At 66.4% G+C, this 12,710-nt stretch carries 14 protein-coding genes; 11 read left to right on the plus strand and 3 right to left on the minus strand.

All coding sequences use genetic code 11. From position 1 onward, the window contains the following. The 4 genes from ShzoTeo12_RS22300 to phnN all read left to right on the plus strand — a co-directional run bounded on the left by ShzoTeo12_RS22300 (position 1) and on the right by phnN (position 3,450). On the plus strand, positions 1 to 375 hold the full coding sequence (locus tag ShzoTeo12_RS22300; protein WP_318912503.1) for a hypothetical protein: 375 nt from the start codon (positions 1 to 3) through the stop codon (positions 373 to 375). Between the two features lie 660 nt (positions 376 to 1,035). Further along, the gene (locus tag ShzoTeo12_RS22305; protein ID WP_318912504.1) at positions 1,036 to 1,743 is read left to right on the plus strand and encodes a DUF1045 domain-containing protein; all 708 of its coding nucleotides are present in this window, start codon (positions 1,036 to 1,038) and stop codon (positions 1,741 to 1,743) included. A gap of 1 nt (position 1,744) precedes the next feature. After that, positions 1,745 to 2,878, plus strand: coding sequence for an alpha-D-ribose 1-methylphosphonate 5-triphosphate diphosphatase (locus ShzoTeo12_RS22310; RefSeq protein WP_318912505.1), 1,134 nt, complete (start codon positions 1,745 to 1,747; stop codon positions 2,876 to 2,878). After that, positions 2,875 to 3,450: a phosphonate metabolism protein/1,5-bisphosphokinase (PRPP-forming) PhnN gene (phnN, locus tag ShzoTeo12_RS22315; RefSeq protein ID WP_318912506.1), complete on the plus strand. Its 576-nt coding sequence runs from the start codon at positions 2,875 to 2,877 to the stop codon at positions 3,448 to 3,450. The genes ShzoTeo12_RS22310 and phnN overlap by 4 nt, the downstream gene beginning before the upstream one ends. 1 nt (position 3,451) lies before the next feature. Here phnN and ShzoTeo12_RS22320 read toward each other — a convergent pair whose 3' ends face one another. The 3 genes from ShzoTeo12_RS22320 to ShzoTeo12_RS28310 all read right to left on the minus strand — a co-directional run bounded on the left by ShzoTeo12_RS22320 (position 3,452) and on the right by ShzoTeo12_RS28310 (position 5,658). Next, positions 3,452 to 4,894 carry a deoxyribodipyrimidine photo-lyase gene (locus tag ShzoTeo12_RS22320; protein ID WP_318912507.1) on the minus strand — a complete coding sequence of 481 codons (1,443 nt, stop codon included), beginning with the start codon at positions 4,892 to 4,894 and terminating at the stop codon, positions 3,452 to 3,454. A 4-nt stretch (positions 4,895 to 4,898) separates the two neighbouring features. Next, positions 4,899 to 5,264, minus strand: coding sequence for a YbaN family protein (locus ShzoTeo12_RS22325; RefSeq protein WP_318912508.1), 366 nt, complete (start codon positions 5,262 to 5,264; stop codon positions 4,899 to 4,901). An 82-nt stretch (positions 5,265 to 5,346) separates the two neighbouring features. Continuing rightward, on the minus strand, positions 5,347 to 5,658 hold the full coding sequence (locus ShzoTeo12_RS28310) for a DUF2934 domain-containing protein (protein WP_413251162.1): 312 nt from the start codon (positions 5,656 to 5,658) through the stop codon (positions 5,347 to 5,349). A gap of 375 nt (positions 5,659 to 6,033) precedes the next feature. On the opposite strand from ShzoTeo12_RS28310, the gene ShzoTeo12_RS22335 reads away from it, so the two are divergent. The 7 genes from ShzoTeo12_RS22335 to mnhG all read left to right on the plus strand — a co-directional run bounded on the left by ShzoTeo12_RS22335 (position 6,034) and on the right by mnhG (position 12,560). Next, entirely contained in the window at positions 6,034 to 6,417 is a 384-nt protein-coding gene (locus ShzoTeo12_RS22335) for a hypothetical protein (RefSeq protein ID WP_318912509.1), read from the plus strand. Positions 6,418 to 6,512: 95 nt separating this feature from the next. Continuing rightward, positions 6,513 to 9,431, plus strand: a complete 2,919-nt coding sequence (locus tag ShzoTeo12_RS22340) for a monovalent cation/H+ antiporter subunit A (RefSeq protein WP_318912510.1) — start codon at positions 6,513 to 6,515, stop codon at positions 9,429 to 9,431. Then, entirely contained in the window at positions 9,431 to 9,769 is a 339-nt protein-coding gene (locus ShzoTeo12_RS22345; protein WP_119255772.1) for a Na+/H+ antiporter subunit C, read from the plus strand. Before ShzoTeo12_RS22340 ends, ShzoTeo12_RS22345 begins: the two co-directional genes overlap by 1 nt. After that, positions 9,766 to 11,409 carry a monovalent cation/H+ antiporter subunit D gene (locus tag ShzoTeo12_RS22350; protein WP_318912511.1) on the plus strand — a complete coding sequence of 548 codons (1,644 nt, stop codon included), beginning with the start codon at positions 9,766 to 9,768 and terminating at the stop codon, positions 11,407 to 11,409. The genes ShzoTeo12_RS22345 and ShzoTeo12_RS22350 overlap by 4 nt, the downstream gene beginning before the upstream one ends. Before the next feature lies 1 nt (position 11,410). Beyond that, complete coding sequence (locus ShzoTeo12_RS22355) at positions 11,411 to 11,887, plus strand: Na+/H+ antiporter subunit E (RefSeq protein WP_119255770.1); 477 nt, start codon at positions 11,411 to 11,413, stop codon at positions 11,885 to 11,887. Further along, positions 11,884 to 12,165, plus strand: a complete 282-nt coding sequence (locus ShzoTeo12_RS22360; protein WP_119255769.1) for a K+/H+ antiporter subunit F — start codon at positions 11,884 to 11,886, stop codon at positions 12,163 to 12,165. Before ShzoTeo12_RS22355 ends, ShzoTeo12_RS22360 begins: the two co-directional genes overlap by 4 nt. Next, positions 12,162 to 12,560, plus strand: a complete 399-nt coding sequence (mnhG, locus tag ShzoTeo12_RS22365; RefSeq protein WP_318912512.1) for a monovalent cation/H(+) antiporter subunit G — start codon at positions 12,162 to 12,164, stop codon at positions 12,558 to 12,560. The genes ShzoTeo12_RS22360 and mnhG overlap by 4 nt, the downstream gene beginning before the upstream one ends. Positions 12,561 to 12,710: the final 150 nt, after the last annotated feature.

Raw genomic sequence — 12,710 nt, forward strand, 5'->3', positions numbered from 1 at the left:
ATGACCCACCAGCAGGATGAGCGCGGCGATCCGTTGACCCGCACCCACGACCCCGAGCGCAAGCAATATGCCGCGCGGGAGGTCCGGCAGGGCGGCCCCGGCTGGCCCGTGCTGAAGGTGCTCGGCGTCAGCCTCGTGCTCGTTTTCCTCGTCTGGGGCGCGGTCGAGTTCTGGGGCCAGAAGACCGACCCCTCCGCCCCGACCGACGCGTCGCAAACCTCCTCGACGACCGATGGCAACCAGACGCCGGCCGGCGGAACGACGGACAACAGCACCGGCAACGGCCAGACCGTGCCGACGGACCGTGACCCCACGCCGCAATCCAGCACCGGCGGCGACAGCCAGAGCGTGACGCCGGACGGTACGGCCAACTGACGCATCGCTACCCGATTTCGCCTTTCGCCTTGCTTCAACCGGACAGGGTTGGGCGAGGCGCGTGCGCGAGGCGATCTGATCCATATGAACCGAAGAGGTGTTGTTGAGGTCGCCAATGCACCATGCCGATTGCCGTTCATCCCTCTTCGTCCCCGCGATGACTCCCCGTCACACCCACGTCATTCCGGCCGCTTAAAACGAGCCGCGGATAGTTGCGGAAAGCGATGTGTCTGCCTTCGAAGGCAAGCCGGATGCGGTCGTATGGGCGCGGAATGACGGCCTTTCGATCCGGGGAGGCGATGGCCATACTGCTTCCACAGCAGTGCTGCGCCCGTCGCCATGCGACGCTATTGTGCCGATCGGATCATGTCCTTCGTTGTCTCCCGGACACATTATCGCTGGGAATCGAATGCCCGTTCTGCAACGATCATCGGGGCAGGACTCAAACTTTGGACCGGTGCGCACCCATGCGAACAGGGAGACGGTTACTCCACGGTGCTTCGAGTCCCGGCTCCTCGGAGGCATTTCGAATGTCTTGCGCCACCGACTGACGGCACGCCGGCGCATTGAATGCGTGGCGGCATGATGCTGCCACGGATGACCTTTCAGATTCGGAACCGTCTCCGGGCGGCACCGAACGAGCATTACAGGAATGAGCCCTTGCGTTACGCCCTCTACTTCACGCCCCCTGCAAGCGACCCGCTCACCCTTGCCGCCCAGCGCTGGCTCGGGCGCAATGCCTTTACCGGCTCGGCGCTCGATCAGCCGGCGGCGGCAGGTTTCGATGCGGCTTCTCTCGCGGGCTTGACCGCCGATCCGCGGCGCTACGGCTTCCACGCGACGTTGAAGGCGCCCTTCACGCTGGCCGAGGGCCGCAGCGAGGCCGAGCTCGTGGCCGAGATCGGCCGTTTCGTTTCCGAAGCCGACCCCTTCGATATTCCCGAAGTCGTCGTCGGCCGGCTCGGCTCCTTCTTCGCGCTGGTGCCCGGCGATCATTGCGATGAACTGCAAGCTTTCGCCGGCGAGGTGGTGCGGTGCTTCGAGCGGTTCCGTGCGCCGCTCACCTCCGCCGACATCGCCCGCCGCAAGCCCGACGAGCTGAACGCCGCCGAGCGCCAGAACCTCGTCCAGTGGGGCTATCCCTACGTCTTCGACGAGTTCCGCTTCCACATGACGCTGACGGGGCGCGTTCCGGCCGAGCGCCGCGAGGCCGTCGCAAGCGTGCTGCTCGATCATTTCGCCGAATTCCACGGCCGTCCGTTGCCGGTCACCGGCCTCGCGCTCTTCCGGGAGGCCGCGCGCGGCGCCGATTTCACCGTCCATTCGCTCTTCCCGCTCGGTGGAGCCGTCAGCAGAAAGACCGCATGACATGACCCGCGAAACCGTTCTTTCCAATGCCCGCATCGTGCTGGAGGACCGGATCCTCGACGGCACGCTGGTGCTGCGGGACGGCCTCGTCGCCGACATTTCCGAAGGTCCCTCCGCCGCCGGCGAGGACATGGAGGGCGACTACCTTCTTCCCGGCCTCGTCGAACTTCATACCGACCACCTCGAAGCCCATTACTCGCCGCGTCCCGGCGTGCGCTGGGAGAAGACGGCCGCGATCCAGTCGCATGACGCCCAGGTCGTCACCTCCGGTATCACCACGGTCTTCGACTGTCTGCGCATGGGCTCGGACGGCGAGAGCGGCTTCGAGAAGGGCGAGATGCGCGCCATGGCCGATGCGATCGCCGGGGCGCAGAACGAGGACCGCCTGCGCGCCGAGCACCTCATCCACCTGCGCTGCGAGGTCTCGACCGACAATGTGCTCGACCATTACGAGGAGTTCGAGGACGACCCGCTCGTGCGCCTCGTCTCGCTGATGGATCACGCACCCGGCCAGCGGCAGTTCCAGACGCTGGACCAGTACATCCTCTATCACAAGAAGAAGCGCGGCCTCACGGACGAGGAATTCGACGCCTTCTGCAAGCGCCAGCAGGACCTTTCCGCCCGCTATGCCAAGCCGCATCGCGACGCCATCGCCGCTTCCTGCGCCGCGCGCGGCATCTCCATCGCCAGCCATGACGACGCGACGCTGGACCATGTCGAGGAGGCCATCGGCTACGGCATCCGCCTTGCTGAATTCCCGACCAGCATCGCGGCGGCGAAAGCCTCGCACGGGGCGGGCATGAGCGTCCTGATGGGCGCGCCCAACGTCGTGCGCGGCAGGTCGCATTCCGGCAATATCGCCGCCCGTGACCTTGCCGGCCTCGGCGTGCTCGACGTGCTCTCCTCGGATTACGTGCCCTTCAGCCTGATGCACGCGCCCTTCATCCTCGCCGACGAGGGCATGGACCTGCCGAAGGCGATCGCCATGGTCTCGACAACGCCGGCCCGCACCGTCGGCCTCGACGACCGCGGAGCCATCGCGAAGGGCCTTCGCGCCGACATCGTGCGCGTCCGCCGGCCGTCCGGCGTTCCCGTCGTCCGCTCTGTATGGCGCCAGGGCAGGCGAGTGGCATGAGCGTGACGGCTGCAGCCGGCACCATGGTCGTCGTCGTCGGCCCGAGCGGGGCCGGCAAGGACAGCGTCATGGCCTATGCTGCGCGCCATTTCTCCGGCGAGGCCCGCCTCGGTTTCGTGCGGCGGGCGATCACCCGCCCGGCGGATGCCGGCGGCGAGGCGCATCAGGCCATCGACGCCGACAGTTTCCGCCGCCTTGAGGCTGAGGGCGGCTTCGCAGTCTCGTGGGATGCGCATGGCCTCTCCTACGGCATTCCCGGTGAAACGCATGCGCGGCTTGCAAGCGGCGTGACGCTGGTCGCCAATGGCAGCCGCTCCGCGCTGCCGGCTTTTGCCGATGCCTATCCGCGCCTGAAGGTCGTGCTGATCACGGCGCGGCCGGATGTTCTTGCCGCAAGGCTCGCCGCCCGCGGGCGGGAGAGCGCCGAAGCGGTCGCCAGGCGGCTGGAACGGGCCGCGCCCGAGATCGTGGTGGCAGCCGATACGGTCGTGATCGACAATAGCGGGCCGTTGGCGGCGGCGGGGGAGGCCTTCGTCTCCTTCATCGCGTCGGTGCTCGACGGCCGCGATTAGGTCAATCGCTTTTCAGCGCCTTGTAGGCGGCGAGCGCCCGCTGACGCGCGCTCGCATGGTCGACGATGGGTTTCGGATAGGTCCTTCCGAGTTCCACGCCCGCCTCGGCGAGCGCGCTTTCCGGCGCATCGAAGGGCTTGTGGATCCAGGCGGAGTCTAGTTTCCGCAACTCCGGCACGAAGGTGCGGACATAGGTGCCGTCCGGATCGAATTTCTCGCCCTGCAGGATCGGGTTGAAGATGCGGAAGAAGGGCGAGGCGTCCGCGCCGGAGCCCGCCACCCATTGCCAGTTCGCCGGATTCGATGCGGCATCGGCATCCACCAGCGTGTCGCGGAACCATTTCTCGCCGCGCCGCCAGTCGATCATGAGATGCTTGATGAGGAAGGAGGCGGTGATCATGCGCACGCGGTTGTGCACCCAGCCGTGCCGCCAGAGTTGCCGCATGCCGGCATCGACGATGGGATAGCCCGTCATGCCCTTCGTCCAGAGATCGAAGTCCCTGTCGCTCCCCTCCCACGGAAAATCGTCGAAGCGGTCGTTCCAGTTCCTTTCCGCAAGGGCCGGGAAATGGAAATGCAGGTGATGGCAGAATTCCCGCCAGGCGAGTTCCTTGCGGAAATGGATCACATCCTCCCGCGGCGCCTCGAGGCCGCGTGTCGCGTGCCAGATGCGGGCAGGGGAGATTTCGCCCGATGCGAGATGCGGCGACAGCAGGGATGTCGCGTCGATGGCGGGTCGGTCGCGGTCGGTCTTGTAGTCCTCGATCGGGCCGTTGACGAAGGTGTCGAGCCGCTCGCGCGCCGCCTTCTCGCCGGGCGTCCAGACCTCGCCGAAGGCGGCGGCCCAGTCCGGCTTTGCGGGCAATAGCGCCCAGTCGTCCAGGGCTTCGGATTGCGGGAGCCGCTTCGGAGTGTGGAGCCTTTCCGGCGCGTCGACGGGCTCGTGCGGCTCGCCTTCACGCTCCAGCGCCTTCCAGAAGGGGGTGTAGACGCGGTACGGCTTCTTCTCGCCCGTCATGAGGCGCGTCGGATCGTGCAGCAACTGGCCCGCAAAGCTCCTGACGGCAAGGCCGCGCACCTTCAGGGCCGCCTTGATGGGCGTATCCACGGCGATGCCCGCCGGATCGTGCCGGCGGTTCCAGTGGACGGTGTCCGCCCCCGTCTCTTCGATGACGTGGTCGAGCACCGCATGCGCATCGCCGCTGCGGAGGACAAGCGGCGTGCCGAGTTCCTCCAGCGTCGCGGCAAGGGAGGCCAGCGCATGGTGAACCCACCAGGCCTGCGCCGCACCGAGCGGCCCCGTCCCAAGTTCCGCAGGCTCGCGGATATAGAGCGCGATCACGGGACGGCCCATTTCGGCCGCGGCCGAGAGGGCGGCATTGTCATCGGCGCGCAGGTCCTTGCGGAACCAGACGATGACGGGCGCGTCGTCCTTCCCCGTCATGCCCTCAGCCCTTCTTCGGAAGGGGACGGGTGAGAATGAAGAGCGCGCTCGCGGAGAGGATGAGCCCGACGCTGACCGCGAGCACGGGCGAGGGGGCCGTGCGATACCAGAAGAAGCCGTAGCTTGCGACGATGAGACAGATGGCAATGGCCTTGGCGCGGCCCGCGATTGCGCCCTCCCGCCGCCAGTTTGTCAAAGGCGGGCCGAGCGTGGGGTGGTCGAGCAGCCATTGCTCGAGGCGCGGCGAGGAACGCGAGAAGCACCAGACGGCGACGAGCAGGAAGGGCGTCGTCGGCAACAGCGGCAGGAAGGCGCCGATAATGCCGAGCGCCGTCATCAGCAGGCCGGCGGCCATATAGAGCGAGCGCACGGGCACCTCGTGAAAGAACGTCTTGCCGCTCAGATAGAGTGCTTTGCGCCCGCCTCCAAGAGGCCAAGTGCCGCGGCCGGGTTCAGATCGGCTTGCTGTTCGCCGCCGTCTTGAGCGCCTTTGCCTTTGCCGGCTTGGCGGGGACCGGCTTTTCTGCGGTGGAATCCGCCTTCTTCTTCGGCTTGGCGGTCTCGGTTTTCTTTGCCTTCGCCGAGATTTCGATCAGCGGTTTCTTCGCGGTCGGGGACCTTGCCTCCGGTGCCAGGCGTTCGAATTCCTCGCGTTCGCGCACAGCTTGTGCCCAGTGCTCCCCGTCATGCCCATGCGGCCGGCCGGTCTCCTCCCAGATGGAATAGGCCCGTTTGCTGATCCATTCCCTTCGCGCATCCGTCATCGCTGATCCCCTTCAAGAGTGAACTGACGCCGCGCCGGCAGGAGCCCGGCACGGTACTCGCCGGGCGGCCGGGATGGTCCGGCAGGCCCGGATATTCGGCGCGCCATGTCTCCGGGCGAAGAGCTCGTGCGGAGCAGGTCTGCCTCATGCGATTCGCAAAAACAGGATGCGCCCAAAGAGGCGTGCCTTCAAGCCGAAGGCCGCGCCGCGGGCCGGCCATTGTGTCGCAGAGAGAAAAATCATCCAACCGACGCAGAAAAACGGCACAATTTTGGAAAAGTTTCACGCTTTCGGGTGGACAGCGTCAATCCCGCCAACGTATTGTCCGGATGAAGGAATCTTCAAGACGGACGGCGATATCGAGAGGCAAGGCGTTTGGCAGCAACAGGGCAACAGCATCGACCATTCAGTCGGGCTTTCCGCCTTCTCTGCACCGCGCTAACCTGTCTTCTGCTGCTGGTGTCCGCCCTCTCGATTCCGCCTGCCGCCAGCGCCGCCTCGATACTGGTTCGCACCGGCACGCTGAAGACTGTGGGCCAGTCATCCGTTCCTGTCGAAAAGGACTGCCGCAAGCGTGCGGTCGCCGGCAAAATCGTGTCGTTCGACGGCGCCGGCCTCGACCACGCCTGCATTCCCGCGGAAACGGCGCACCGGTTTGACGGCCCCCGCGCCATTCTCGCCGTGTTTGCGCCGTTCCGGCCGCGCAATGGCGGTCTTGATGCGCGAGGGGCTCGTGCCCCTCCGGCGGAATTCGCCTGACGGCCGCCCGATCGACCCTCGATCGCGCGGTCTTCCCGATGCGGCCGGTCCGCGGCCGAGAGAAGCTCTGACGTTCGAAAGCGATCGATCAAACGATGACAGGTGAAACCATACTGGTCCTGCTGGTCTGCCTTCCCTTCCTGGGAAGCCTTGCCGCGACCATTCTGCTGCGGACGGATTCCCGCGTGCTGGCGGCCCGCATGTCGGGCGCCGTGACCCTTGCGGGCTTCGTCATGACGGCGATGCTCTACCCTGCGGTGCGCAACGGCGGAAAGGTGCGGCTCGACCTCGAATGGCTTCCCCAGCTCGGCCTGAACGTCACCCTGCGCATGGACGGTTTCGCCTGGCTTTTCGCCATGCTCATCACCGGCATCGGCTGCCTCGTCGTGCTCTATGCGCGCTACTACATGTCGGAAGAGGACCCCGTTCCGCGCTTCTTCTCCTTCCTCCTCGCCTTCATGGGCTCGATGCTCGGCATCGTCGTGTCGGGCAATATCATCCTGCTCTCGGTGTTCTGGGAACTGACGAGCATCTTCTCCTTCCTCCTGATCAGCTACTGGCACCACAATGCCGCCGCCCGCGACGGCGCGCGCATGGCGCTGACGATCACCGGCATCGGCGGCTTCTGCCTGCTCGCCGGGCTGCTGGTGCTCGGCCATATCGTCGGCAGCTACGATCTCGACGCGGTGCTGGCGGCGGGCGACAAGATCAAGGCCCACCCGCTCTATCTCACCGCGCTGCTGTTGATCCTGATCGGCGCGCTGACCAAGAGCGCGCAGGTGCCGTTTCATTTCTGGCTGCCGAACGCCATGGCCGCGCCGACGCCGGTTTCGGCCTATCTTCACTCGGCGACCATGGTGAAGGCGGGCGTCTTCCTGCTGGTGCGGCTGTGGCCCGCGCTTTCCGGCACCTATGAATGGTTCATGCTGGTCGGCATCGCCGGTATCAGCACGCTGCTTCTCGGCGCCTATTTCGCGATGTTCCAGCAGGACCTCAAGGGCCTGCTCGCCTATTCGACGATCAGCCATCTCGGCCTCATCACCACGCTGCTCAGCCTCGGCAGCCCGGTCGCGGCCGTCGCGGCGATCTTCCACATGATGAACCACGCCACCTTCAAGGCCTCGCTTTTCATGGCCGCGGGCATCATCGACCACGAGACCGGAACGCGCGACATGCGGCGATTGAGCGGCCTCTTCAGATACCTGCCGATAACCGGGACGCTCGCCATGGTGGCGAGCGCGGCGATGGCGGGCGTCCCGCTGCTCAACGGCTTCCTTTCGAAGGAGATGTTCTTCGCCGAGGCGGTGGAGACCCATGCCGATTCCGTGCTCGACCGCATCCTGCCCTATGTCGCCACGCTCGCCGGCGCCTTCTCCGTCGCCTATTCGATCCGCTTCATCCACATGGTCTTCTTCGGCCCCGCGCCGACGGACCTGCCGAAGCCGAAGCCCCACGAGCCGCCGCACTGGATGCGTTTCCCCATCGAGTTCCTCGTGCTCGCCTGCCTCGTCGTCGGCATCATCCCGAGCCTGTCGATCGGGCCGTTCCTGCATTCCGCGGTGGTGTCCGTCCTCGGCGATCGCACGCCGGAATACAGCCTCGCCATCTGGCACGGCATCAACACGCCGCTCATCATGAGCCTGATCGCGCTGGTCGGCGGCGCGGCGCTCTATGCGGTGCTGAAGGATTATCTCGCCAGATGCGACGACGGCCCGCCGCTCTTCAGGCACCTCGGCGGCCAGCGCATCTTCGAGCGCGTGCTGGTCACGGTCTCGTGGAAATGGGCACGCTACCTCGAAAGTCATCTGGGTACGCGCAACCTTCAGCCGCAGCTTCGCCTCGTCGCCGCCGCCGGGCTACTCGCCGGCGTCGTTCCGCTCTACCTGGCGGGCTTTTCGCCCAAGGCCCCGGTCCTCGGCGATGCCGACCCCATCTTCGCGGCGGTCTGGTGCATCGGCGCCTTCTGCGCGCTCGGCGCGGCCTATCAGGCGAAGCATCATCGCCTCGCGGCGCTCGTTCTTCTCGGCGGGGCGGGCATCACCACCTGCATCACCTTCGTGTGGCTTTCGGCGCCCGACCTTGCCATCACCCAGCTCGTCGTGGAGATCGTCACGACGGTCCTCCTGCTTCTCGGCCTGCGCTGGCTGCCCAAGCGCTGGGAAAAGATCGACAATGCCGTCTCGCTCGCCGCGCGCAGCCGCCGCTTCCGCGACTTCGTGCTCGCCATTTCCTGCGGCTTCGGCATGTTCCTCTTCTCCTACGCCATCATGAAGCAGCCGGTTCCCGACGCGATCGCCAGCTATTTCCTCGAAAAGGCCTATACGGAAGGCGGCGGACGCAATGTCGTCAACGTCATCCTCGTCGACTTCCGCGGCTTCGACACGATGGGCGAAATCGCGGTGCTGGCCATCGTGGCGCTGACGGTCTTCGCGCTGCTGCGCCGCTTCCGTCCCGCGCCCGACAGCGTGGAAAAGCCCGAGCAGCAGCGCATCCAGGCGGCTTTCGACGCCGAACGCCCCGAGCGCTCGGCCGGCGACACGGTGCGCGACTACCTGCTGGTGCCTTCGGTGATCATGCAGTGGATGTTCCCGGTCGTCATCACATTCGCGATCTACCTCTTCCTGCGCGGGCATGACCTGCCGGGCGGCGGCTTCGCGGGCGGCGTGACGATGGCCATCGCCTTCCTCCTGCAATACCTCGCCGGCGGCGTGCGCTGGGCGGAGGACCGGCTGCGCATCCTGCCGCTGCGCTGGATGGGATTCGGCCTGGTGATCGCCGCCGCGACCGGGCTCGGCTCCTGGCTCTTCGGCTATCCGTTCCTGACCACTCATTCGCAATACATAGAGGTGCCGTTCATCGGCAAGGTGCCGGCCGCCAGCGCCCTGCTGTTCGATCTCGGCGTCTTCTCCCTCGTCGTGGGCGCGACGGTGCTGATCCTCATCGCGCTCGCCCACCAGTCCATACGAACGCATCGGGTCCGCAGTCTCGAAGCCCCCAAGGCGGAGGACGCCTGATGGAACTCATCCTTTCCCTCGGTATCGGCATCATGACTGGCTCGGGCGTCTGGCTCATCCTGCGCCCGCGCACCTATCAGGTCATCATCGGCCTCTCGCTGCTGTCCTATGCAGTCAATCTCTTCATCTTCGGCGTCGGCGGCGTGAAGTCCAATGCGGCGCCGCTGCTGGAGGAGGGCGTGCCGATCTCGACGATGACGGACCCCGTGCCGCATGCGCTCGTTTTGACCGCCATCGTCATCGGCTTCGCCACCACCGCGCTCTTCCTCGTCGTGCTGCTCGCGGCCCGGGGCCTCACCGGCACGGACCATGTCGACGGCAGGGAGCAGCCGAAATGAGCGGCTGGCAGCAACACCTCATCATCGCGCCGATCCTCATCCCGCTCGTCGCGGGCGCGCTCCTGCTCTTCTTCGACGAGCGCGAGCGCGTCGTGAAGGCGATGATCAGCGTCGTCTCGTGCCTTGCGCTCGCCGCCGTCGCCTTCAGCCTCTTCCGGCTTGCGGGCAATGGCAGCGGGACGGACAGCTTCGAGGGCGTCTATCTCCTCGGCAACTGGCCGGCGCCCTTCGGCATCGTGCTCGTCGCCGACCGGCTTTCCGCCCTGATGCTCGTGCTGGCCTCGATCCTGGCGATCCCGACGCTCGTCTATGCGCTTGCGCGCTGGCATACGGCGGGCGCGCATTTCCACTCGCTGTTCCAGTTCCTGCTGATGGGGCTGAACGGCGCATTCCTGACAGGCGACCTCTTCAACCTCTTCGTCTTCTTCGAGGTGATGCTCGCCGCATCCTACGGCCTCCTGATGCACGGCTCCGGCTCCATGCGCGTCAAGGCGGGCATGCACTATATCGCCGTCAATCTCGCCGCCGCGCTCTGCTTCCTCATCGGCGTCAGCGCCATCTACGGCTCGGCGGGAACGCTCAACATGGCCGACCTTGCCGTGCGCATCGGCGAGATCGAGGGCGAGCGGCGCATGCTGCTGGAGGCGGGGGCCGCCATCCTCGGCGTCGTCTTCCTCATCAAGGCTGGGATGTGGCCGCTGAACTTCTGGCTGCCGGGCGCCTACAGCGCCGCCACGGCCCCGGTCGCCGGCATCTTCGCCATCATGAGCAAGGTCGGCATCTATGTCATCCTGCGCCTGTCGCTGCTCGTCTTCGGGCAGGGGGCGTCCGCCGGGCTCGGCCTCAACGTGCTGCTCTATGGCGGCATGGCGACCATCGCCTTCGGCACCATCGGCGTGCTCGCCTCGCAGGCCCTGGGGCGGCTGGCGAGCTATTCCGTGCTCGTCTCCTCCGGCACGCTGCTGGCGGTGCTCGGCCTCAACAACGGCGTGGTGACGGCAGGCGCACTGTTCTACATGGTCAGCTCGACACTGACGATCGGCGCCTTCTTCCTGCTCATCGAGCTCGTCGAGCGCGGCCAGGATGCAGGCGCCTCGGTTCTCGCCGTCACCATGGAGGCCTATGGCGATGCGGACGAGGAGGATCAGGAGGTCGAGGTCGGCGTCACCATGCCGGGAACCATCGCGGTGCTCGGCATCTGCTTTGCCGCCTGCGGCATCCTCCTGTCCGGCCTGCCGCCGCTGTCCGGCTTCGTGGCGAAGTTCGCCATGCTGACCGGTATGATCGGCACCAATGTCGCGGGGGAGGGGCCGATCCCGGCCTCGGTGTGGTGGATCGTCGGCCTGCTGATCCTTTCCGGCCTTGCCGCGCTGATCTCCATGACCCGCGCCGGCATCCGCACCTTCTGGGCATCGATGGAAGGCACCGTGCCGCGCGTGCTCGTCATGGAGATGGCGCCGGTCATGCTGCTGATCGCGCTGACGCTGGCGCTCACCGTCAAGGCCGGCCCGGCCATGAGCTACATGGAGGAGACCGTCCGCAACCTGCAGCAGCCCGCCACCTATATCGACGCCGTGATCAATGCCCGCCGCGCCGGGATTGCCGAACCGGGCGGGCCGGACGGCGGGGGAGGGATCTGACATGCTGCCCTATCCGCTCCTTTCCGCCTCGCTCGTCGTCATGTGGCTGGCCCTCAACGGCTTCACGCTCGGCCACCTCATCCTCGGCTGCATCGTCTCGGTCTTCGCCTCCTGGGGCATGGCGGCGCTGCGTCCCGTCAAGCCGCGCCTGCCGAAATGGTACCTGCTGCCCAAGCTGATCGGCATCGTGCTCTACGACATCGTGCGCTCGAACATCGCCGTCGCCTCGATCCTCGTCAGCGGCAGGAAGCCGCATCACAAGGCCGGCTTCATCACCGTGCCGCTCGAGCTGGAAAACCCGACGGCGCTTGCCGTGCTCGCCGTAGTGGTGACGAGCACGCCGGGCACGGCCTGGCTCGAATACAATTCGCTGAACCGGACGGTGCTCATCCATGTGCTCGACCTCGTCGACGAAGCGGAATGGCAGGCCCTGATCAAGGGCCGCTACGAGGCCCTGCTTCTGGAGATTTTCGCATGAGCCAAACGATCCTCGCCTGGTCCGTCACCTTCGCGCAGATCTGCCTGGCGCTCGCCATGGCACTGGCGGCGCTGCGCATGTCCCGCGGCCCGCGCGCGCAGGACCGCGTGCTGGCGCTCGACACGCTCTATGTCAATTCCATGCTGCTCCTGATGGTATTCGGCATGCGCACCGGCAAGGTCATCTATTTCGAGGCCTCGCTGGTCATCGGCATGCTCGGCTTCGTCGCGACGGTCGCGCTCGCCAAGTTCCTGATGCGCGGGGAGGTGATCGAATGAGCACCATCGAGCATGCGGGCGGCCTGCCGGACTGGGCGGCGCTCCTCGTTTCCCTCTTCCTCGTCATCGGCTCGGGGCTGACGTTGATCGGCACCATCGGCTTCCTGCGCCTCAAGACGTTCTACGAGCGCATCCATGCGCCGACCCTCGGCACGAGCTGGGGTACGGGCGGCATCGTCATGGCCTCGATGATCTTCTTCACGGTGCTGGCGACACGACCCGTCGTGCATGAGATCCTCATCGGCATCTTCGTCACGGTCACGACACCGGTCACGCTGATGCTGCTCGCCCGCGCGGCGCTCCACCGCGACCGGGCGGAGGGCAATCCGGACGTGCCCCCCGAGGCGCCGGGCGAGCCGGAGGCAGCCGAAGGCCAGCCTGCCGCCGGGGAGTGATCCGAGCCGCGTCCCATATCGTCGTGCAGGCCGGAGAAATTTTTTCGGCCGGCGCAAACGCCCATAGCGACCGGACGCGGGGGCTTTTGGCCCTCCGGAGCGATGGCGGAAGGTGCCTCGACGCGGGAATGCAAACAGATTTTGCCGCTC

The organism is Shinella zoogloeoides (genome assembly GCF_033705735.1).
GTDB classification, from domain to species: Bacteria; Pseudomonadota; Alphaproteobacteria; order Rhizobiales; family Rhizobiaceae; genus Shinella; species Shinella zoogloeoides_A.

Excerpts from the sequence above, each read along its gene's own strand:
- ShzoTeo12_RS22360 (WP_119255769.1), top strand. The coding sequence starts at position 11,884 with ATGAGCCAAACGATCCTCGCCTGGTCCGTCACCTTCGCGCAGATCTGC.
- ShzoTeo12_RS22320 (WP_318912507.1), bottom strand. The coding sequence starts at position 4,894 with ATGACGGGGAAGGACGACGCGCCCGTCATCGTCTGGTTCCGCAAGGAC.
- ShzoTeo12_RS22350 (WP_318912511.1), top strand. The coding sequence starts at position 9,766 with ATGAGCGGCTGGCAGCAACACCTCATCATCGCGCCGATCCTCATCCCG.
- ShzoTeo12_RS22340 (WP_318912510.1), top strand. The coding sequence starts at position 6,513 with ATGACAGGTGAAACCATACTGGTCCTGCTGGTCTGCCTTCCCTTCCTG.
- phnN (WP_318912506.1), top strand. The coding sequence starts at position 2,875 with ATGAGCGTGACGGCTGCAGCCGGCACCATGGTCGTCGTCGTCGGCCCG.
- ShzoTeo12_RS22355 (WP_119255770.1), top strand. The coding sequence starts at position 11,411 with ATGCTGCCCTATCCGCTCCTTTCCGCCTCGCTCGTCGTCATGTGGCTG.
- ShzoTeo12_RS22300 (WP_318912503.1), top strand. The coding sequence starts at position 1 with ATGACCCACCAGCAGGATGAGCGCGGCGATCCGTTGACCCGCACCCAC.
- ShzoTeo12_RS22310 (WP_318912505.1), top strand. The coding sequence starts at position 1,745 with ATGACCCGCGAAACCGTTCTTTCCAATGCCCGCATCGTGCTGGAGGAC.
- ShzoTeo12_RS22345 (WP_119255772.1), top strand. The coding sequence starts at position 9,431 with ATGGAACTCATCCTTTCCCTCGGTATCGGCATCATGACTGGCTCGGGC.
- mnhG (WP_318912512.1), top strand. The coding sequence starts at position 12,162 with ATGAGCACCATCGAGCATGCGGGCGGCCTGCCGGACTGGGCGGCGCTC.
- ShzoTeo12_RS28310 (WP_413251162.1), bottom strand. The coding sequence starts at position 5,658 with ATGACGGATGCGCGAAGGGAATGGATCAGCAAACGGGCCTATTCCATC.